The organism is Arthrobacter sp. SLBN-112, assembly GCF_030944625.1.
GTDB lineage: Bacteria > Actinomycetota > Actinomycetes > Actinomycetales > Micrococcaceae > Arthrobacter.
This window is the reverse complement of the sequence record NZ_JAUSXY010000001.1, coordinates 1,575,951-1,596,051: the sequence shown is the minus strand read 5'-3', so window position 1 is coordinate 1,596,051 and position 20,101 is coordinate 1,575,951. Positions and strand designations below refer to the sequence as shown.

Annotated in this window: 19 protein-coding genes; 7 read left to right on the top strand and 12 right to left on the bottom strand. The window is 68.7% G+C overall.

The genetic code is table 11. From position 1 onward, the window contains the following. Positions 1-98 precede the first annotated feature (98 nt). Positions 99-1,736, bottom strand: a complete 1,638-nt coding sequence (locus QF050_RS07485; RefSeq protein ID WP_308929871.1) for a methyltransferase — start codon at positions 1,734-1,736, stop codon at positions 99-101. A gap of 43 nt (positions 1,737-1,779) precedes the next feature. Between QF050_RS07485 and QF050_RS07480 the strand changes: the two genes are divergently transcribed. Both QF050_RS07480 and QF050_RS07475 read left to right on the top strand, forming a co-directional pair. Next, a complete protein-coding gene (locus QF050_RS07480) occupies positions 1,780-2,250 on the top strand; it encodes a hypothetical protein (RefSeq protein WP_308929870.1) in 471 nt (156 codons plus the stop codon). A gap of 51 nt (positions 2,251-2,301) precedes the next feature. Next, a complete protein-coding gene (locus QF050_RS07475) occupies positions 2,302-2,862 on the top strand; it encodes a hypothetical protein (RefSeq protein ID WP_308929869.1) in 561 nt (186 codons plus the stop codon). A gap of 8 nt (positions 2,863-2,870) precedes the next feature. Here the strand turns inward: QF050_RS07475 and QF050_RS07470 are convergent, their stop codons facing one another. Next, a complete protein-coding gene (locus QF050_RS07470; RefSeq protein ID WP_308929868.1) occupies positions 2,871-3,767 on the bottom strand; it encodes a rhodanese-related sulfurtransferase in 897 nt (298 codons plus the stop codon). A gap of 104 nt (positions 3,768-3,871) precedes the next feature. On the opposite strand from QF050_RS07470, the gene QF050_RS07465 reads away from it, so the two are divergent. Next, complete coding sequence (locus QF050_RS07465; RefSeq protein ID WP_308929867.1) at positions 3,872-4,564, top strand: GNAT family N-acetyltransferase; 693 nt, start codon at positions 3,872-3,874, stop codon at positions 4,562-4,564. A gap of 73 nt (positions 4,565-4,637) precedes the next feature. Further along, positions 4,638-7,013 (top strand): DEAD/DEAH box helicase, encoded by a 2,376-nt coding sequence (locus QF050_RS07460; protein ID WP_308929866.1) that lies wholly within the window; start codon positions 4,638-4,640, stop codon positions 7,011-7,013. A gap of 80 nt (positions 7,014-7,093) precedes the next feature. Here QF050_RS07460 and QF050_RS07455 read toward each other — a convergent pair whose 3' ends face one another. The 7 genes from QF050_RS07455 to ssd all read right to left on the bottom strand — a co-directional run bounded on the left by QF050_RS07455 (position 7,094) and on the right by ssd (position 12,368). Beyond that, entirely contained in the window at positions 7,094-7,441 is a 348-nt protein-coding gene (locus QF050_RS07455) for an Rv3654c family TadE-like protein (RefSeq protein ID WP_308929865.1), read from the bottom strand. Between the two features lie 113 nt (positions 7,442-7,554). Further along, complete coding sequence (locus QF050_RS07450) at positions 7,555-7,998, bottom strand: TadE family type IV pilus minor pilin (protein ID WP_308929864.1); 444 nt, start codon at positions 7,996-7,998, stop codon at positions 7,555-7,557. Between the two features lie 71 nt (positions 7,999-8,069). Then, positions 8,070-8,453 carry a DUF4244 domain-containing protein gene (locus tag QF050_RS07445; protein WP_308929863.1) on the bottom strand — a complete coding sequence of 128 codons (384 nt, stop codon included), beginning with the start codon at positions 8,451-8,453 and terminating at the stop codon, positions 8,070-8,072. 177 nt (positions 8,454-8,630) lie between these two features. Beyond that, positions 8,631-9,239 (bottom strand): type II secretion system F family protein, encoded by a 609-nt coding sequence (locus QF050_RS07440; RefSeq protein WP_308929862.1) that lies wholly within the window; start codon positions 9,237-9,239, stop codon positions 8,631-8,633. Continuing rightward, the gene (locus tag QF050_RS07435) at positions 9,236-10,033 is read right to left on the bottom strand and encodes a hypothetical protein (protein ID WP_308929861.1); all 798 of its coding nucleotides are present in this window, start codon (positions 10,031-10,033) and stop codon (positions 9,236-9,238) included. Before QF050_RS07435 ends, QF050_RS07440 begins: the two co-directional genes overlap by 4 nt. After that, positions 10,030-11,331: a TadA family conjugal transfer-associated ATPase gene (locus tag QF050_RS07430; RefSeq protein WP_308929860.1), complete on the bottom strand. Its 1,302-nt coding sequence runs from the start codon at positions 11,329-11,331 to the stop codon at positions 10,030-10,032. The genes QF050_RS07435 and QF050_RS07430 overlap by 4 nt, the downstream gene beginning before the upstream one ends. Beyond that, positions 11,328-12,368, bottom strand: coding sequence for a septum site-determining protein Ssd (gene ssd, locus QF050_RS07425; protein ID WP_308932123.1), 1,041 nt, complete (start codon positions 12,366-12,368; stop codon positions 11,328-11,330). Before ssd ends, QF050_RS07430 begins: the two co-directional genes overlap by 4 nt. Before the next feature lie 261 nt (positions 12,369-12,629). On the opposite strand from ssd, the gene QF050_RS07420 reads away from it, so the two are divergent. Then, positions 12,630-14,360, top strand: coding sequence for a bifunctional 3'-5' exonuclease/DNA polymerase (locus QF050_RS07420; RefSeq protein WP_308929859.1), 1,731 nt, complete (start codon positions 12,630-12,632; stop codon positions 14,358-14,360). Positions 14,361-14,515: 155 nt separating this feature from the next. Continuing rightward, on the top strand, positions 14,516-14,704 hold the full coding sequence (locus QF050_RS07415) for a DUF1508 domain-containing protein (protein ID WP_308929858.1): 189 nt from the start codon (positions 14,516-14,518) through the stop codon (positions 14,702-14,704). 3 nt (positions 14,705-14,707) lie between these two features. Here QF050_RS07415 and QF050_RS07410 read toward each other — a convergent pair whose 3' ends face one another. From QF050_RS07410 to QF050_RS07400, 3 genes are all read right to left on the bottom strand, one after another. Beyond that, positions 14,708-15,385 (bottom strand): CoA pyrophosphatase, encoded by a 678-nt coding sequence (locus tag QF050_RS07410; RefSeq protein ID WP_308929857.1) that lies wholly within the window; start codon positions 15,383-15,385, stop codon positions 14,708-14,710. Beyond that, on the bottom strand, positions 15,382-16,176 hold the full coding sequence (gene nth, locus QF050_RS07405; protein WP_308932122.1) for an endonuclease III: 795 nt from the start codon (positions 16,174-16,176) through the stop codon (positions 15,382-15,384). The genes QF050_RS07410 and nth overlap by 4 nt, the downstream gene beginning before the upstream one ends. An 83-nt stretch (positions 16,177-16,259) precedes the next feature. Beyond that, positions 16,260-17,651: a hypothetical protein gene (locus tag QF050_RS07400; RefSeq protein ID WP_308929856.1), complete on the bottom strand. Its 1,392-nt coding sequence runs from the start codon at positions 17,649-17,651 to the stop codon at positions 16,260-16,262. A gap of 408 nt (positions 17,652-18,059) precedes the next feature. Between QF050_RS07400 and acs the strand changes: the two genes are divergently transcribed. Continuing rightward, positions 18,060-20,081 carry an acetate--CoA ligase gene (gene acs, locus QF050_RS07395; RefSeq protein WP_308929855.1) on the top strand — a complete coding sequence of 674 codons (2,022 nt, stop codon included), beginning with the start codon at positions 18,060-18,062 and terminating at the stop codon, positions 20,079-20,081. Positions 20,082-20,101 lie beyond the last annotated feature (20 nt).

The following is a 20,101-nucleotide window of genomic DNA, read 5'->3' as shown; positions in this document are numbered from 1 at the left end:
GGGGCAGATGAGCCCATGTTCGCCTAGTTCACCATATTTTGGGGAATCGTGCGCATTCATGTGGAAAAGACGGGGCCCGGCCGGGGGCATAAGGGGCCTTACTGTCCGGCTGTAAACGCGGCCGGAATAAGGAACCCGTCCTGCACCAGGTTGGCCACGTCGGCAAGCAGCGAACGCTGGAAGGACCCGGCTTCTCCGCCCAGGAGGGCCTCCAAAGCGGCGGCGATCTGCCCGGCGGCCAGGTCGCCGTCGCACGCGGATACGAACCCTGCCAGCTCGGTGCTCATCAGGTTGGTGCGGCGCAGCCCAGCGCCCTGCCGGAGCAGGATCACGCCCGGGTGTTCAGCGCCGGGGCGCTGGTGGCGCTCCTCTGTCACGTCGTCGGCCACGAGCAGGTGGGTGCCGGCAAGATGGTGCCCGGCCAGCCAGTCGCTGCGTTCGACGGCGGCGCCCAGGTGGGGTCCGACGGGCTGCTCGATGGGGTACGTGATTTCCTCGAAGCGGTTGATGGCAGCCTGCCTGCCGGCAGCGGGGCGCCGCAGCCACACCATCCCGAAGCCGATGCCCGCCACATCCCGGGACGCGAAATCCGCAAGGTACGCGGCGTAGGCGTCCCGGTAGTGCTGCCGGTCGCGGGATTCGGAGGCGTCCTGGAGCCAGGTTTCGGCGTATTGTTCCGGGCTGACCTGCTCGCGCTGGATGAACCAGGCATCGGTGCCCGGCCGCACCCAGGATCTTGGCCGCTCATCCCAGTGGGCGCCGGCGGGGACTTCCCAGTTTCCCAGCATCTGGGCGGCGCCGCCCGGCGCCAGGATGCCGGGCAAGTCCGCCACCAGGGAGGCGACGATCTCATCGCCCGGCAGGCCGCCGTCGCGGTAGGTGAACTGGCCGGCCGGCACTTCGCCGGCACTGCGCGGGGTGATCACGAACGGCGGGTTGGATACCACCAGGCCGAACTCCTCGCCGGCCACCGGCTCCAGCAGCGAGCCCAGGCGCAGGCTCACCCGGTCCTCGAGGCGGTCCGGGTCCACGGAGAGCGGCTCGGCGTTGAGCAGGATGTTGAAGCGGGAATAGGCCAGGGCCCGTTCGGAGATGTCGGTGGCGGTCACGTGCTGGCAGTGGTGCAGCAGGTGGAAGGCCTGGATGCCGCAGCCCGTGCCCAGGTCAAGGGCGCGTTCGGTGTGCTGCCGAATGGTGGTCTGCACCAGGGTGGTGGACGCCTGCCCGATGCCCAGGACGTGGTCGTGCCGCAGCACCCCGGCCTGCTGGTGGGCCGCGAGATCGCTGGCCACCCACAGTTCGGCGCCGCCGCTGCCGTCCGGGTTGGCATCCCAGCCGTAGGGCCGCAGGTCTGCCTTTGCCGTGAAGCGGGACGCGCCGGGGACGGGCTGCAGCAGCCCCAGCTCGAGGAGCCCTTCCACGCCGGTAGCCGGCAGGGCGGCGTCGAGCGTTTCCCGTTCCTGGGGCTCGGCCAGGAGCCACAGCCGGACGACGGCGGCGAGCGGCGCCGCCGCTTCGCTGAGCTGCACTGCCTGCTCGGTTGCAAGCATCGCAGGGATGACCTGGTCCCGGTTCAGCGCCGCAGAGGCCGTCGGCCCCAGCAGCCGTGCGACGCCGTCGAGCGTGTAGTCCAGTCCGCGCAGGTCCGCGGCGAGCGCGGACAGCAGCCCGGGCAGGTCGCTGCGGGGGGCGTCAGAAGTGTTGCCGGCGGTGAATTCGTACGGGGATCTGGGCATCGCTCAAGTTTAGTCCGGCCCGGCTGCGGGGTACGGTGGAACCATGCCTTCCCGCCTCTCCTTCCTTCCGCGCGCCCGCACCGCCGCGGTCCGCCGTTCGCTGCCGGCGGCAATGGTCGCCGCAGTTCTTGGCCTCGCCGTCGCAGGGTGTTCGCCGGCGGGTTCGGTGGAGGGCGCGGACGTTCCCCAGTGGCGCGCCGCGGCGCTGCCCACTGCCCCGGCGGGCACTGTGCTTCAGGATTCGGGGAAGATCCTCAACCGGGACCACCTGGTGCAGGAAGCAGCCTCCGTACCTGCCGGCAGCTACACGCTCACGGCAGTGTGTGCCGGCACCGGCAAGGCCTTCTTCGCGGTGTCCCTGGACGGCAAGGCGGTCACCGAAGCCGGGGCGGCCTGCAACGGCCGTGCCGAGACCACCAAAATCACACTGCCAGCCACCGGCCGGGTCCAAATCAGCAGCTCCAGCGTGGACGCACCGCTGCTCTACGCGTACCAGCTGGCGCCGGCGCAGTAACGCCGGGTTCCGGCTATGGCCCGCCGCCTGTTGCGGGCATACAGTCGGACTATGCCCAGCGTGCGGAGGATCTCCGCGCTCCGTCCCCAAGGGACAGCACGGGCGGCCAAGGCACCGAGGCCGGCGGCCGCCGTCGCCCTTGGACTGGTACTTGCGGCAGGTGCCCTGGCGGGCTGCGAATATACGTACGACGACGGCCGGGCCGGCGCGGTGCAGGGCGCCACCGTTGCCCCGGTTCCGGCCTTCACCCGCGATCCGCTGCAGCAGGACCCGGTCAGCGGCGCCGACCTCGGTGATTGGGTGTCCCGGGTGCTTCCGGACAGCACCGCACCCAATGTCCAGGCGGATGCCGGGTTGCTGGGTTCCGGCGAGGTGCGGACCGTGGCATCACCGGTCCTGGAGACCGGGACCTACACCCTGTCGCTTGCCTGCCGGAGCCAGCGCAGGGTGACGTTCACGGTGAGCACCGAGACCCTGACGCTGGTGGATCTTGGCCTTCGGTGCGGCATCAACCGCGAAAACGTCTTCTATTTGTCCACGAAGAGCGTCCTGACGGTGCGGCTGGAAGCCGGCAGTGCCGCGAATTATGCGTTCCGGCTGCGCAAGCTTTAAAGCGCGGCTCAGGCTGCCGCGCAGCCTTCGGGGCAACGCAGTGTCTCCGGGTTTGAGGCGCACTCGGCGCAGTACAGCGTCAAGGTGCGGCAGCTGGGATTGGAGCAGTTCTCGAATTTGCTGGTGGGTGCGGAGCAGCGGACGCATTGGCCGATGGTCTTGGCGTCCTCGCTGAACTCCAGGTGCATGCGCTTGTCGAAGACGTAGAGGGAGCCCTCCCAGAGCCCCTGGTCCTTGAACGCCTCACCGTAGCGGACAATGCCGCCGTCGAGCTGGTAGACCTCTTTGAAGCCGCGGTTCACCATCAGGCTGGAGAGCACCTCGCAGCGGATGCCGCCGGTGCAGTAGGTGACCACCGGCTTGTCCTTGAGGGCGTCGTACTTGCCGGAGTCGAGTTCCTTGATGAAGTCGTGCGTGGTGGCGACGTCGGGGACCACGGCGTCCTTGAACCGGCCTATCTGTGCTTCGAAGGCGTTCCGGCCGTCGAAGAACACCACGTCCTCGCCGCCCTGCTTCTTGGCGTCCACGAGTTCGTGCAGTTCTTCGGGTTTGAGGTGCTTGCCGCCTCCCACCACGCCGTTGGCGTCCACCGTAAGTTCGCCGGGCGCACCGAAGGAGACGATCTCGTCCCGCACCTTGACGCTGAGCCTGGGAAAGTCCTCCGCGCCGCCGTCGGACCACTTCACGTCAATGCCACGGAATCCGGGGTACTCGCGGGTGGTCTTGACGTATTGCTTGACGGCGCCGATTTCCCCGCCCACCGTGGCGTTGATCCCGTCCTTGGAAATGAGGATGCGGCCGGTCAGGCCGAGCTTCTCGCAGAGGGCGCGCTGCCAAAGCCGCACAGCGTCCGGATCCGCGATCGGGGTAAAGCCGTAAAAAAGCACAATTCGGTTCAAAGCCACGTATTTAAGGGTACCGCCGGGCTGGAGGCGGGCGCGTATCACAATTCCATAAGCACTTGGCCACCCCCTGTTGCTGGCGATCGGGCTGGAATAGTCTTCATGCCATGAGTCAGGAAACCCTGGTTGAAGACATCACTGGCCTGTTTCAAGTGTGGGTTGCGGGCTGGGCCGGATGTCGCGGCTACCGGACCTCAACGGAGGGCCGGTTCCCTGCCGTGCTCCGGGCTGATACCAGCGGGGACTGGGAAGTTTTTGCGTCCGAACCGACCCCCGAAGAATTCGCCGAGCTGGCCGCCAAGACGGCAGAAGCCCCCGCGCGGGTACTGACCGTCCTCACGCACGATCCCGCCCGGTTCACTGCTTTGGCGGCCAAGCACGGGCTGAACGTCACCTCGGATTCGCAGACGATGATGATCGTGGACATGGAGACCCAGGACGCCGAGGATCCCTGGCTTTCCGACGACGACCTGAGCCTGTCCACATTCGAGCAGGATGGTGTGCACTACGCAGAGGTCCGCTCCGGGGATGACATCGCGGCCAGCGGCAGGGTGTTCGTCGTGGGCGACACCGCGGTCTTCGACAAGATCATCACAGAGCCTGCATTCCAGCGCAGGGGCCTGGGCAGCTTCATCATGCGCGCCCTGGCGGCTCAGGCCTTCGGCCATGATGTGCGCACCGGACTCCTGCTGGCGTCCGCGGACGGGCAAAAACTGTACTCGCACCTTGGCTGGACCACGGTTGCCCGTGTCCTGATGATCTCGGCGTCCCATGACGGGGCGGATCTTTCGCTCAGCTGAATTGCCGCGGGCCCGGTTGTGCGTTTGGCGAACCGCGGCGGTCCGGCTTGGTCCCGGGTGAAAGAATGGTGGGGTGACCCCCCATGACTCCCTGATTCCCCTGCTGGGCCGCGGCCCGGAACCGGAACAGCTCCGTCATGTCCGCACCATCCCGGCGCGCGAGGCGGTTCACGAGCCCTGGCCGGAGTGGATGCACCCGGACCTGGTTGAGGCGTACGGGTCGCTGGGCATCCGGGAGCCGTACCGGCACCAGGTGGACGCGGCCAATGCAGCCCATGCGGGACAGCACGTTGTGGTGGCCACCGGAACAGCGTCCGGGAAATCGCTGGCGTACCAGTTGCCGGCGCTGGACGCGATCCACCGGTCCGAGTTGAGGGTGCTGGCGGATCCCGGAAAGATCCACGACGATGGCGCCGTGACGCTGTATCTCTCCCCCACCAAGGCGCTGGCCGCGGACCAGTTGAATGCCATCCGCGCCTTGAAACTGCCCACGGTCCGGGCGGAAACCTATGACGGGGATACAGATCCATCTGCCCGCCGCTGGATCCGGGACCACGCGAATTTCATCCTTGCCAACCCCGACATGCTGCACTTCGGCATCCTCCCCAACCATGCGTGGTGGGCTGCGTTCTTCCGCCGGTTGCGCTATGTCATCGTGGATGAGGCCCACAGTTACCGCGGCGTGTTCGGGTCCCATGTGGCCAACCTGATGCGGCGGCTGCGCCGGATCTGCGCCTACTACGGGGCGGGAACGTCGTTCCCGGAGCCGGTGTTCATTGCAGCGTCCGCCACGGCTTCGGAGCCCGACGTCTCCTTCTCGCGCCTGATTGGCGCCCCCGTCACGGCGGTGTCCCGCGACTGTTCGCCCCACGGTGCTACGACGGTGGCCCTCTGGGAACCGGCGCTGACGGACGTCCGCGGCGAGAACGGTGCCAAGGAGCGGCGGACGGCCGTGGCCGAGACCTCTGACCTCCTGGCCAACCTGGTCTCCGCGCAGGTGCGCACCATCGCGTTCATCAAGTCACGACGCGGCGCGGAGACCATCTCCGCCATTACCAAACGGCTCCTCGACGAAGTGGATCCCAGCCTCCCGCAGCGGGTGGCTGCGTACCGTTCGGGGTACCTGCCGGAGGAACGCCGGGCGGTCGAGAGGTCCCTGCGTTCCGGCCAGTTGCTGGGTGTTTCCAGTACGTCGGCCCTGGAGCTTGGAATCGACATTTCCGGCCTCGATGCCGTCCTGGTGGCCGGATGGCCCGGGACGCGGGCCTCCCTGTTCCAGCAGATTGGCAGGGCGGGCCGGGCCGGCCAGGACGCGATCGCCGCCTTCGTGGCAAGTGATGATCCCTTGGATACGTACCTGGTGAACCACCCCGAGGCTATCTTCGACGTATCGGTGGAAGCAACGGTCTTTGACCCGTCCAATCCCTATGTCCTGGGACCGCACCTGTGTGCTGCGGCGGCGGAACTTCCACTGGGACCGGCCGAACTCGATCTCTTCGGCGATACCGCGGAAATGCTCCTGGACCGGCTGGTAGCCCAAGGCTACCTCCGGCGACGACCTGCCGGCTGGTTCTGGACCCATTCGCAGAGCGCCGCCGCCATGGTCAACCTCCGGGCCGACGGAGGGGGCCCGGTCAGCATCGTTGACGCCGAAACCGGTTCGCTCCTGGGAACCATGGATTCACCCCAGACCCACTACCAGGCCCACACCGGCGCGGTGTACGTCCACCAGGGCGATACCTACGTGGTGGAGGACCTGAATGAAGACGACCACTGCGTCATGGTGCGGCGGGCCAACCCGGACTACTACACGACCGCCCGGGACGTAACACAGATTGAGGTGCTGGAGACCCAGAGAACCATGCAGTGGGGTGACGTGACGGTCCACTTCGGCGACGTGAAGGTCACCACCCAGGTTGTCTCCTTCCAGCGCAAGGCACTGATTTCCAACGAGGTGCTGGGCGAGGAACCGCTTGAGCTGGGCGCCCGGGACCTTTTCACCAAAGCGGTGTGGTTCGTGGTGGAAAACCGTTCCCTGACGGGGGCCGGCCTGATCGAGGCGCAGTTCCCGGGCGCCCTCCATGCGGCCGAACACGCGGCGATTGGGCTCCTGCCCCTGGTGGCGTCCAGCGACCGGTGGGACATCGGCGGAGTCTCAACGGCACTGCACGCCGACACCGGGGTGCCCACCATTTTCGTGTATGACGGGCACCCCGGGGGCGCCGGGTTCGCCGAACGGGGGTTCGACAAGGCCATGGTGTGGCTGTCGGCCACCCGGGGTGCCATCCAGGCCTGCGAGTGTGACACCGGTTGCCCATCGTGTGTCCAGTCGCCCAAGTGTGGCAACAAGAACAACCCGTTGGATAAGGCCGCGGCGGTAACCCTGCTGGACGTCCTGCTCAAAGACGCCACCGAAGCCACCCGAGTGGAGCAGCACGCCAAGAGCTGACCGGGACGTGCCGGGCTGAAGGATTGTGCTGGGAGGGTCTGGACCGACACGCCACGCGCCGGCGTCCCAAGGACGGCATCTTACGGAGGAGGGCCGGCCCGTGCATGGCCGGTGGCGGCGCCCAAGAGCGACCGTTCGTTAAGCTCGGTCCGCACGTCAACCGTCTGCCCCACACCCTCCACGCAACTGATCAGCGTTGCCGCATGGCGGGCCGACACGTCCGACGCAATGGTGCAGGGCTCCCCCGTGGTGATGCCGCGGAGGGCGTCGGCCGCGGCCAGGGCCGCCAAGTCCGCGGCCGTAGCTGCCCTGCTGGCCAACACGGCTGACTGGGCCAGCAACAGCATGACGGCCATGGCTGTCATGACCACCAGCGCCAGCCCTGCAGCCAGGACCGTCCCTGAACCACGCTCGCGGCCATCGTGCACACCCCGCCAGCAGGACGCGCTTCGCCAGTTCCCCGGACCGGCAGCTGGGTGGCGCTGCCCTACGGCCCAGCGGCACGCTCCGGCGGCAGCTGGGTGGCCCGTTCCCACCCCCGTCACCGGTTGCCCTTGCCATCGGTCAGGCCGCTGCCGTGAGCGGTCCCGCCTGCGGCTCCGGTTCCCGGCGCCTCACTCCGCGTGGATGCTCGGGCGGTGAGAGTCCACGGAATGGACGCTCCGAGGGGCCCCGACACGCGGTCGGTGACGGTGATGCTGAACCACTCGCCGTCAGCCGCAATGGACGCGGCTGCCGATCCGCCGGCAAGGGTCCTGACCGTCCGTTCCACAGCGCCGGGGTCTTCGCCCCGGGCCAGGGCCCGGGCACCGGCGCGGGCTCCTTCTTCGATCCGCAGTTGCGTCATGCCTGCGGCGGCCCCTGCCAGCAGCATGGCAAGCAGTGCCAGGACGGCCGGCAGAGCCACGGCGAACTCGGCTGTAACCGCGCCCCTGGCACTCCCCAGGGCCAGCGCATCGGCCGTGTCCGGCTTTCTCCAACTCACCACCGGGTTGGCCATCGGGGCTGGCTCGGTCCTCCGTGGGCTGCGACGGCGCCGCGCCCGCAGCAGACGTGTCACGGCAAGGCCAGCGCGGTCCGGATCAGGTTCAGCAGGAAGCCGCGTACTTCATCGCTGCGAAGGATGAACACGAGCAGCCCCGCGAAGCCGACGGCCGCCAGGGTGGCGATGGCATATTCCGCCGTTGCCATGCCTGCTTCAGAGCCCAGCAGCCTGGCCCGGCGCCTGCTCCCCTGGCGGGTGCGGCCCGATCCCGGGTAGAGCTCCACGACATTGCCTGGTGCGGCCGGGGAGCCGTGCCGGACAGAACCGGCTGGCGCAGAAGCGTGCTCGGTGCCGTCGGTGGCGAATCCTTGTCCGCCAGGTCCGGTGCCGGCCTTCGCGGATTCGGCGAGCGCAGACGTTCCGGCGGAGTAGTGGCGGTGCTGGGTGACTGACATGTTTTTCCTTTCGTTGGTGCCGGTGATTCCCGGCTGCCTCGACTCTTCCCGGCGGCGCTGCAGCCGGTAAGGGATGGGGTCTGCTAAGTGGAAAAGCCGGGCCGCCGCCCCCTTGTGGAGGAAAGGACCACGGCTTGTGGAATCCAGGAGCACGGCGCCGGTAATGTCGGCTGCGGCCTAGGATCCCGACGGAACCAAGGCGAGCAGCACCGGCACGACGCCCAGGCAGATGAATGCCGGGAGCGAGCACAGGCCCAGCGGGACCACCAGCTTCACGCCGAGCGAAGCGGCCCGTTTTTCGGCGGCACGGAACCGCTCCCGCCGGAGTCTTGCCGCCTGCGCGTAAAGGATCGCGGATGAGGGTGCGCCGGTCAGCGCGGCAAACCCCAATGCGTCCCGGAGCTCCAGGACCTCAGGGAGCCGAACGGCAGAGCTGCGCCACGCCGTCTCCCAGTCGGCGCCGATGGCCAGTGCGGAGACCACCGGGCGCAGTGAGTCCCTGTACTGGGGTGCGGCCGAAGCGGCCACCAGTTCCAGGGAGCGACCAATTCCGGCCCCGGCATCCAGCATCGCCGCCACAAGTTCGAGCATCATGGCCGTGTCCTTCAACCCGGTACCGCGGCGGACCTCGGTCCCCGCAGCCACAACACTGCGCTTCTCCCCCGCGGCGTCCAGGCGCAGGTGCCGCAGGCGTTGGCGCGACCGTTCGCTGCCGGAACATGCCAGCCATGCAGCCACCGTGAGGAGCAGGAACAGCGCCAGCCCCGGGGTCCATCCCGGCGTCACGGCCCGGCCTCCGCGGCCGCCGAAACGAGCCGGGCGGACCACGCCCGACCCGCCACGGTGAGGACTACGCCGCCCACCAGTGCTGCCAGTCCCAGGGGAGTGCCCAGCAGTGTGGCCAACGGATCAACGCCCAGGGCTGCACCCAGTCCAAGTCCCATCAATGGAAGCCAGGTCAGCAGGCGGACCGTGGCTTTGGGACCCGCGAGGGCCGTTTGCCTGGCGGCATCGGCGTCGTCCGCTGCCTCCAGCTGTGCCGCGAACCTGGTCAGCACGTCAGCGAGCGGGCATCCGCTGGCTTCAGCGATATCAAGGCAGGCCGCCAGCTCAGTCCATGTTCCGGCCTCACGATCACGGACCGGGAATGCCGTGGGAAGCACCCGCCGGATAGCCGCCGACACCGGAGCTCCGGTAGCCGCAGCTGCACGCGCTGACGCCAGGATTGTGGTTGACCCCGTCGACAGCACGGGCCCGGAGGGACGTGCGGCATCCTGGAGCCGCTGCGCCTGTTCGCCGGGGACGCCGTACACGGTCCACAGTTCGTCCCACAGCCGCCCGGGCGTCCGTCCGCCCCTGAGCAGCGCCGCCAACTGCTGCACCACCAGGGTCAGGCCCAACCCGCCCTTACCGCCCGAACCGCGGGCCGCCCGCCGAAGCCACGGCAACATTCGGCGCCGTGGGGAACGTTGTGTTCCCGGGGAATTGCGCACCACGGAGCGCAGCCTCGTCGCCGCATGCCGCGGCGGCCTGAGGAGCAGCACAGCGGCGCCCAGGACCACCGCAAGGATGAGCGTCACAGGGCTTCCCCGGGGTCCATCCCCAACCGGATGGCCAACGCAAGCCACGCCGGGCCTGGCTTTCCGGCTTCCTCGATGGCCGGCACAACGCGGAAGCCCTCGGGGCCGTCGCTGAGAAGTCCCACGCAGAGGACTTCCCTGCCCCGGGGCGTCCGGCCGAGATGGATGACCACGTCCAGGGCGCTGGCCGCCTGGAGCCGCACGGCCTCGGGTCCCAATCCGGCGAGGGCACCGAGTGCCGTGAGCCTGGCCGGGACCGCTGTTGCGGTGTTGGCGTGGATGGTTCCGCCGCCACCGCTGTGGCCGGTGTTCATCGCGGTGAGGAGCTCGCGCACTTCGGAACCCCGGCACTCACCCACCACCAGCCGGTCCGGGCGCATGCGCAGCGCCTGCCGGACGAGTTCCCCCAGGTCCACCGCCCCACCGCCCTCAAGGTTTCCGTGGCGCGATTCAAGGGCCACCACGTGCGGGTGGACGGGGTTCAGCTCGGACGCATCCTCGATCAGGACGAGGCGTTCAACCGGCGCACACAGCCCCAACAGGGTGGACAGCAGCGTCGTCTTGCCGGAACCGGTGGCCCCGCTGACCAGGAAGCTCAACCTCCTGGCCACCACTGCCTCCAGCACTGCCTGCACCTGCGGGCCGAACATTCCGGCGGAACGCAGCTCGCCCATGGTGAAGACCCGCTCCCGGCGGATGCGGATGCTCAACAGCGTCCCGGACGTGGAAACCGGCGGCAACACGGCGTGGACACGGTAGCCGCCGGCAAGCCTTACATCAACGCACGGTGAGCCGTCGTCCAGGCGCCGGCCCCCGGCAGCCACGAGCCTGCCGGCCAGTGCCCGCAGTTGGGCTTCACCGTCGAACCGGACGGAAACGCGCTCGATGCCCCGTCCCCGGTCCACCCAGACGGAGCCGGGCGCGTTGACGAAGATATCCGTGACGGCCGGGTCCCGGGTGAGCTCCTGAAGCGGCCCCAGACCGTTGAGCTCGGCGCTGATCCGCTCCACGGCGGCCAGCGAACCGGCGGTCCCCAGCAGTTTGCCGGTGGCCTGGACCGCTGCAGCCACCCGTGAGGGCGTCACGGCCCCTGCCTCGGCCATCATCGACTCGCGGACCGATTCCAGCAGCCCGGCGTCTACTGGCCTTCCCCCGCCTGCCTCCTTCGCCCGCGCGGTGCGGCCGGCCTGGTTGGCTTCCAGGATCCGGGCGCTCCGCCGTGCGCCGACGCTTCCTGCCACTGGCGCGCTGCCCGTTTCCCGGGCCGGGAATCCGGGAGTTCCCGGCGGCCGCATCATGCCACCTCCCCCGCCTGCAGGTCGTCGCCGAGCCAATCGAGGACCGCAGCGGCGAAGCGGCGGATGTTCCGCCGTTTCCCCAGGTCCAGGAGGCGCCCCGTTTCCGTGGCACCTGGTACGGCGCTCAGTTCGGGGATCCGGCCCTGCACCGGCAGCCCGACGGCGTCGGCGATCAGCGAACTGTCCAACGCGGCGCCGGGACGCCCGCGGACCAGCAGTGCTGCCTCCACCGGCGGAAGCTCCTGCAGCAGGCGTACGGCTGCCACTGTTGCCTTGAGTTGTGCCGGGACCACCACCATGATCCGGTCGCAGTCCCAGGCCACAGTGTGCAGCGGCCCGGTACCCCGACCCACGTCGATGACCACCAGTTCGTAGCCACGGCGGGCGGCGTCGAGGACACCCGCGGTGGCAACGGCGGGGACCGGGAGCGGTTGATCCCGGGTGGCAGGCCACGAGAGGAAGGAGAGGCCGCCCGCCGTTGGCAGGGAATCCACCAGTTGCAGGGGGTCGATGCTGCCCCTGGCCTCGGCGAGGTCCGGCCAGCGGAGACCCGGGGTATCCTCCGCGGCGAGCGCAAGCTCCAGTCCCCCGCCCCAGGGATCCCCATCGACCAGCAGGACGCGCACCCCCAGCCGCGCAGCTGCCTGTGCAATCCATACGGCTGCCGTGGTGGCCCCGGCCCCGCCGCAACCACCCGTGATCCCCAGGGTCACGCCGCCCGGGCCGGGCGAACGGGACCGGCTGAGGTGGTCTGCCAGCCAGGCGGCGGCGTCCGGAAGCACGGCAACCCGTTCGGCACCGAGGGCAGCAGCGAGGTGCCAGAGGCTGTCCCCCTCGCCGTCCAAGCCAACCATGACCGCCGGCGTGCGCCGGCGCGGTGGCAGTTCGTGCACGTCACTGCCCACCAGAACGGCTGCCGCAGCGTCCCAATACCGCCCAGCCTCGACGGCGTCCGGGACAACACGCAAGTGCGCACCGGCGGCCGCCACAATGCGCTCCACCTCGGAACGGAGAACATCGGAGGAGGTGACCAGCAGCACCTCACCGGACCCGTCCGGCAACCAGGCAGCACCTCGTAACCCAGCGCCATCAGCCGCAGGCCCTGCGGCGGCTGATGCCACGTCCGGCGGGCGCCACGAAGGTGTCCCGGAATGTCCCGGCCCGGATTGGGATGCGTTCAGCTGGTGCCTGCTCATGGAGCCACTCTGCCCACGTCCCGCGTCCCGGATAAGGGAGCACATCCTCTATGTGGACAACCCGCGTCGGGGCCAGCCCGGCAGACAAGGCAGAATTGGAGCATGTACCTGCTGCTCGCCGCCCATCCTCGCGGAGCGGCCCTCCAGCAAGTGAACCAGGCGGGACATCCGGAGCCGGCCAACCCCGAACCCCGGCCGGTGGCACTGACGGACCTTGCCGCCGTCGTCCGCGACATGGAAGCCCGGCGCCCCGGCGGGCAGCCGCCCCGCTGGATCTGGCACCGCACGCAGGACTGGTACCCCGCCCTGCTCGCATCCGGAGTGGAGGTGGAGCGCTGCTACGACGTCAGCCTCTGCGGCAACATCCTGGCCTTCTCGCAGTTCAGTGCGCACACGGAGTACGCCCGGCACACGGACAGGGTCCCCGTTGAGGATCCGCTGCTGCCCCCGAAAACGCTGCAGCCGCCGCGTCCCCCGGCGGACCAGGGTGCGTTGTTCGATGACCCCGGCGTCGGGGCCGCGTCCGGCTGGTCGCTGGAGGAACTCCGTGCCGAATACGCCGCGCAGCAGGCCGCAGTGACTGCCGTGGACGCGGCGGAAAACCGCCGGAACCGGCTCCAGCTGCTGCTCGCGGCGGAGTCCGCGGGCGCCATGGTGGCAGCTGAGATGCAGCACGCAGGCGTTCCGTGGCGGGAAGACCTGCACGAACAAATACTGGCAAAGCATTTGGGTCCCCGACCCGCCACCGGACAGCGTCCGCAAAGGCTGGAGACGCTGGCCGCGGAACTGCGTACCCTGCTCAATTCCCCGGGGCTGAATCCGGACTCGCCGCAGGACCTGATGCGCGCCCTGCACCGCAACGGGATCGAGGTGAAGAGCACGCGGAAGTGGGAGCTGAGGGAGTCCAGCCACCCGGTCATTGAGCCTCTGCTGGAGTACAAGAGCCTTTCCCGGCTGCACACCGCCAACGGCTGGTCATGGCTGGATGCCTGGGTGGACGGCGGCCGGTTCCGCCCCGAGTACGTAGTGGGCGGCGTGGTCTCGGGCCGCTGGGCTTCCCGCGGCGGCGGCGCACTGCAGATTCCGCGCCAGGTCCGCGGTGCCGTGCATGCCGATCCCGGCCACAAACTGATCGTCGCGGACGCGTCCCAGCTCGAACCCCGGGTCCTCGTGGCCCTCGCGCAGGATTCTTCCATGGCGGAAGCGGCCCGGGACCAGGACCTCTACGCCGGCATCGCCGCCAAGGGCTTCGGCGGGGACCGGGCCAAGGCGAAGATGGCGCTGCTGGGCGCGATGTACGGGGCAACATCCGGTGAAGCAGGCCGGCTGATGCCACAGCTGGCGCGTACCTATCCACGCGCCGTCGACTTCGTTGAGCGGGCGGCACGGGCAGGCGAAGCCGGTGGAACGGTAACTACCAGGCTGGGCCGCAGCAGTCCTCCCCCGTCCGAGCACTGGTTCCTGAGCCAGCGCTCGGCAACGGCTGAGGAGCAGCGGCGGGCGGAGTCGATCGCCCGGTCACGGGGCCGCTTCACGCGGAACTTCGTGGTCCAGGGCTCGGCGGCGGACTGGGCGGCATGCTGGCTGGCGGAATTACGACGACGGCTGCGCACCCTTCGGGCGGCAGGTGCGGCAGGTGCGGCAGGCAGGCCGGAACTTGTCTTCTTCCTGCACGACGAAGTGATGGTGCACGCACCGGTTGAGGGGGTGCCGGCGTGCATCGCCGCAATCGAGGAGGCGGCCAGCGCGGCCAAGGAGCTGTTGTTCGGCCCGATTCCGGTGGAGTTTCCGGTAAGCGTTGCCGTTGTCGACTCTTATGACCTCGCCAAATAAGCATGCCGGAGGGTCGGCAAGAAAACACGCCTTCGAGACGCAAAGTAATCTACCCAGCAGTAGGTCGACGGGTGCCGTGACGGCGGCTACAGTCAAAAAGGCTGAAGCAGATCCGGTCACTGATGCAACGACGCATACCAGGGAGGTCCCCGTCCATGGCGGGAAGATTTGAAATACACCGTGTTGGGGACGAGTCCTACCGGCTTCAGCTCACCGACGCCGAAGGGAACATCGTTGCGGTTTCTCCGACCTTCCCGTCCTTGACCATGCTGCGCGACGGAATCAAGGCCGTGCGGGAAAATGCCGCCACGGGCATCGTGGTGGACTTGCGCCGGCAGGCCTGACGCCTAAACCCGCACCGGGTGCAGCCGGTTCCGGTCCCAGGGGACGGACCAGCCGAGCTGGTCGAACAGCCCGCTCAGCACGATGCCGGTGAAACCCCACACCACCACGCCGTTGACGGTGAAGGCCGGGCTGTCGAAGGTGCGGCCTGCCCGGTGGACGGTGGCCATCACCCGGTTGTCCGGGTCCAGCAGGTCCCGGACCGGGACACGGAACACCTGGGCCGATTCTCCGTAGTCCACCACCCTGACCGGTGACGGTGCGTGCCACCACCCAAGGACCGGCGTCACCAGGAAGTTGCTGTGCGCCAGGCCCAGCTCCTGGAGGGTGCCCAGGACCTCGACACCGGCCGAATCCAGTCCGGTTTCCTCCTCGGCTTCCCGGAGCGCGGCCGCCACGGCGGTCTCGTCCCGGTCGATGCTGCCGCCCGGGAACGCCACCTGCCCCGGGTGCGACCCCAGGGTGTGGGCCCGTTCCAGAAGCAGGACGTCCAGGTCTGCCGGGGCCAGCGGTTTACCGGACGCGGCCGGGACGTCGTCGAGCACGCCGAAAAGCATGAGGACCGCGGCCCTGCGGGCGCGCTCAATATCCACGGTCAGCGCGGCCCAGCGCGGGTCAGGGGGGCCGTCCGTCCCCGACTCGGCCCCCCGGACCAGCCGGGCCAGGTCTTCGCGCGCGCTCACGGTGCCCTCAGCTGGGAAGCCATCCGGATCTCCGCAGCCCGGTGCTGCTCGGACAGATACTGCTCCAGGAGGGCTTCACTGCCGGGTGCAAGCTCATATTTCAGGAGCCTGGCGGCCTTGTCCGGATCCGTCTCCCCCAGGCCGTAGGAGGGGCACCAGTTGGCTAGGGGGCAGGCACCGCAGGCGGGCTTGCGGGCATGGCACACGCGGCGGCCATGGAAGATGACGCGGTGGGACAGCATGGTCCAGTCCCTGCGCTCAAAGAGCCCGGCTACGTCCTGTTCGATCTGTACGGGGTCCTCGGACTGTGTCCAGCCGAACCGCTTTGCCAGCCGGGCGAAGTGGGTGTCCACGGAGATGCCCGGGACGCCAAAGGCGTTGCCCAGCACCACGTTGGCTGTCTTGCGCCCGACGCCGGGCAACGTGACCAGGTCCTTCATCCGGCCCGGAACCTCGCCGTCGAAGTCGTCCACGAGCCGCGTGCACAGCGCGAGGACATTCCTGGCTTTGGCCCGGAAGAATCCCGTGGGCTTGAGGATGGTTTCAAGCTCGACCGGGTCCGCTTCCGCCAGCGAGCGGGCGTCAGGCCAGCGAGCAAACAGCACTTTGCTGACCTGGTTGACGGTGACGTCGGTGGTCTGGGCGGACAGCACGGTTGCCACGAGCAATTCGAAAGGGTTGCGGAAGTCGAGCTCCGCGTGGGCGTAGGGGTATTTATCGGCCAGCGCTTTGTTGATGCGCCGCGCCCGGCGCTTCAGCGCCAGCACGGATTCGGATGAGACCACCGGCATGCCGGGAGCCTGGCCGACGTTCGCGGCTTGCCCGGCGGGGTCATTCCCGCCGGGCTTGGCCGCCCGGAGCCCGGCCATGGACGTCAGCCGCGCTCGATGTTGCTGAGGTCCCGCAGGATGCCCAGCCGGCCGTCAGTGTGCTGGACCAGGAATTCGTGTCCCCGGTCCTCAAGTGCCAGGACCCACCCGCCGGGTTCAATCACGAAGGCGGGTGCCCCGGTGCGCGGATCAAAGGCGGTGCGGTGCTGTGCGACGGCGAACCAGAAGGCCTCGTGGGCCGGCTGTCCGTCAGTCTCTTCATGGCGGGCAGCGGGGTCCACGGTTGCGCCAATGGCCTCTTCCGTTCGGACCTGCTGGTGCACGGCGGTGGCGGCCGGCGGCTCCCATGCCGGCTGCGGGGCACCCGCTGCCGGCACATCGCCATGCTGGGTTTCCTCCGCCGCGGGCGTAGGTGCCGGGCGGACGACGTCGGCTGCCTGGGTTTCCTCCGCCGCGGGCGTAGGTGCCGGGCGGACGACGTCGGCGGCCTGGGTTGGCGGGCCGGCCTCCACCTCAGGGGTCCGGTCCGAGACCTCGGGGGCGGTGGAAACGGGAGTGGACGGTGCGGCCGCGGACGGTGCCGCGGTGGAAGAAACAGGGGCGGGCGCCGCGGCGGAGGGTGCAGGCGCTGCGGGGGAGGCTGCAGGCACAGCGGCCGTGGCGGGTGAGTGGGCGGAGCGGACCGGCTCGTGGCTGGCGGATCCCGGCTGGACCACGGAAGACCCGGCACCTCCGCCGCCAAAGACGCCTGCGCCCTTGATACCGAAACCGGACTTGGACTGGCCGGAGCCGGACTCCGGCTTGGGCGCCTTGGGGGCGCGGGGCTTCCGCGCCGGCACTGCGGCTTCTCGTGCCACGATATGGGCCGGAGCATCGGCACGGCCCTTGAAATCACCGGCGAGATAGGGGATGAAGCGGCCCAGGACCGTTGCGGCGAAAAGGACCAGCGAGCCGATCAGGCCCACCAGCAGGCTGGTGACATAGCCGCCCGCAATCGACAGGAAGAAAAAGGCAACGGCGAAGGAGGCCACCACCGAGGCGAACTGGTCGATCGACAGCGACCCCACCCGGATTTTGGTGCCGGGCGCCAGGCGGCGTGCGGCGAACAGTGCGCTGGCGATCAGCGGCAGGATGATACCCAGTCCCAGGAAGAACAGGTTGTTGAGGTTCCACAGGTTGTACCGGGCGCCGAACAGGGGCAGCAGGGACGCGACGAAGAGGATCAGGGTGCCGGCAAAAACCGCGAGGTCGCGCACGGTAAACGGACCGAGCACGGCCTGGTTGGCGTTCGGGTCAATCTTTCCCGAGCCTGCCTTCTGCCCTGGAGCGGCACTGCCGGCAGGGGTTTGGTGGCCTGGCCCCCCGGCCGGTTCGGAGCCGCCAGGTCCCGCTTGCGTTTGCGGGGCCGTTCGCTGGCCGAAGCTCTGCTGGTTCATTCTGCTCTCCTTAGCGTGGCGGCACCGGGACCGTACGGACCCGAAAACTGTGCCGTCTTGACATGCGGTCCGGCGCCGGCCGGGCGCGGTTCATGCCTGGCCGGCGACGGTCCGAAGTGAAGTCACAATTCCATCTCAGCCTAGTCAACAGCCAAGCTGATCACTAGCTGGCACGGGGCCGCCGGAGTGGCTGGAAGGTGACCGGCGGACCATTCACCGCTTAACAAATGCCGTTCGCTGCCGCATCTGTGACGGCGGGCACATCGGATGCACGGCAAGCATTAGGCTTGGATGCGGAACAGCTCTTTGCGGTATGACCGTCCCGGCTGGAGCCCAGTGCCGCGCGAACGGCGGGCCCTGCGGTGATGGCGTCCCGCGCGGCGACGATCGATGAATGATGAGGTTCATATGTCCCAGGACACCCCCAGCACCACGGCCACGGTTCCGTCCGATTCCGCCCCGGCCGCAGGTCAGCACGGCCAGCAGGGCGACGCCTTCGCGAACCTGTTGCATGAGACCCGGGCTTTTCCTCCCAGCGCCGAGTTTGCGGCGGGTGCCGTCGCCACGGCGGCCGAGTACGACGATGCGAACGCTGACCGGCCGGCCTTTTGGGCCAAGAAGGCCCGGGAGCTGCTGACGTGGTCCAAGGACTTTACGCAGGCGTTGGACTGGTCTGATCCGCCGTTCGCGAAATGGTTTGTTGGCGGTGAAGTCAACGCAGCGTACAACGCGCTGGACCGTCACGTGGAGGCCGGCAACGGCGACCGTGTGGCGATCTATTTCGAGGGCGAGCCCGGTGACACCCGCACCTTCACCTATGCGCAGTTGACCGAAGAGGTCAAGAAGGCGGCCAACGCGTTCGAGTCCCTGGGCGTGGCCAAGGGTGACCGGGTAGCCGTGTACCTGCCGATGATCCCGGAGGCCGTGATCACGTTGCTGGCCTGTGCCCGGATCGGCGCGGTCCACTCCGTGGTGTTCGGCGGGTTCTCCGCGGAGGCGCTCCGGTCCCGGATCGACGACGCCGAGGCAAAGCTGGTGGTGACCGCGGACGGCACCTACCGGCGCGGCAAGCCGAGCCCGTTGAAGCCGGCCGTGGACGACGCCCTGGCCCACGACGGCCACACCGTACAGAACGTGGTGGTGGTCAAGCGCAACGGGCAGGACGTTGACTGGCACGAGGGCCGGGACCACTGGTGGGCGGACACCGTGGGCGCTGCGTCCGCGGAACACACCGCGGTGGGCCACGATTCCGAGCACCCGCTGTTCATCCTCTACACCTCCGGGACCACCGGCAAGCCCAAGGGGATCCTGCACACGACCGGCGGGTACCTCACCCAGGGCGCATACACGCACAAGGCGGTCTTCGACCTGCACCCGGAAACGGACGTCTACTGGTGCACGGCCGACGTCGGCTGGGTCACCGGCCACTCCTACGTCGCCTACGCCCCGCTCATCAACGGCGCCACCCAGGTCATGTACGAGGGCACCCCGGACTCCCCGCACCAGGGCCGTTGGTGGGAGATCGTGGAGAAATACAAAGTCTCCATCCTCTACACCGCCCCCACCGCCATCCGCACCTTCATGAAGTGGGGCCGGGAGATCCCGGACAAGTACGACCTCACCTCCCTCCGCGTCCTTGGCTCCGTGGGCGAATCCATCAACCCCGAAGCCTGGATGTGGTACCGGGACGTCATCGGCGGCAACAAGACCCCCATCGTGGACACCTGGTGGCAGACCGAAACCGGCGCCCAGATGATCGCGCCGCTGCCGGGCGTCACCGCCACCAAGCCGGGCTCGGCCCAGGTTCCGCTGCCCGGCATCGCCGTGGACGTGGTGGACGAAACGGGCCAGTCCGTTCCCGACGGCCACGGCGGCTTCCTGGTGATCCGCGAGCCCTGGCCGGCCATGCTGCGCGGCATCTGGGGCGACCCCGAACGGTTTAAGGACACCTACTGGTCCCGGTTCGAAAACATGTACTTCGCCGGCGACGGTGCCAAGAAGGACGAAGACGGTGACATCTGGCTCCTGGGCCGGGTGGACGACGTCATGAACGTCTCCGGGCACCGGCTCTCCACCACGGAGATCGAATCCGCCCTGGTGTCCCACCCCGCCGTGGCGGAGGCCGCCGTCGTGGGCGCCTCGGATGAGACCACGGGCCAGGCCGTCGTCGCTTTCGTCATCCTCCGCGGCGATGCCGTGAACAACGGCGACGCCACCGTCCAGGAACTGCGCAACCATGTGGGCAAGGAAATCGGCCCGATCGCCAAGCCCAAGAACATCCTGGTGGTCCCGGAGCTGCCCAAGACCCGCTCCGGGAAGATCATGCGCCGCCTCCTCAAGGACGTCGCGGAAGGACGCGACCCCGGCGACGCCACCACGCTCTCCGATCCCACGATCATGCAGCAGATCGCCCAGTCGCTCAGAAAGTAACACTGGCTTAGTATCAGGTC

Coding starts and splice junctions, on each gene's coding strand:
- QF050_RS07465 (WP_308929867.1), top strand. CDS start 3,872: ATGAGTCAGGAAACCCTGGTTGAAGACATCACTGGCCTGTTTCAAGTG.
- QF050_RS07420 (WP_308929859.1), top strand. CDS start 12,630: ATGTACCTGCTGCTCGCCGCCCATCCTCGCGGAGCGGCCCTCCAGCAA.
- QF050_RS07480 (WP_308929870.1), top strand. CDS start 1,780: ATGCCTTCCCGCCTCTCCTTCCTTCCGCGCGCCCGCACCGCCGCGGTC.
- QF050_RS07445 (WP_308929863.1), bottom strand. CDS start 8,453: ATGTCAGTCACCCAGCACCGCCACTACTCCGCCGGAACGTCTGCGCTC.
- QF050_RS07430 (WP_308929860.1), bottom strand. CDS start 11,331: ATGATGCGGCCGCCGGGAACTCCCGGATTCCCGGCCCGGGAAACGGGC.
- QF050_RS07400 (WP_308929856.1), bottom strand. CDS start 17,651: ATGAACCAGCAGAGCTTCGGCCAGCGAACGGCCCCGCAAACGCAAGCG.
- acs (WP_308929855.1), top strand. CDS start 18,060: ATGTCCCAGGACACCCCCAGCACCACGGCCACGGTTCCGTCCGATTCC.
- QF050_RS07415 (WP_308929858.1), top strand. CDS start 14,516: ATGGCGGGAAGATTTGAAATACACCGTGTTGGGGACGAGTCCTACCGG.
- QF050_RS07475 (WP_308929869.1), top strand. CDS start 2,302: ATGCCCAGCGTGCGGAGGATCTCCGCGCTCCGTCCCCAAGGGACAGCA.
- QF050_RS07485 (WP_308929871.1), bottom strand. CDS start 1,736: ATGCCCAGATCCCCGTACGAATTCACCGCCGGCAACACTTCTGACGCC.
- nth (WP_308932122.1), bottom strand. CDS start 16,176: ATGCCGGTGGTCTCATCCGAATCCGTGCTGGCGCTGAAGCGCCGGGCG.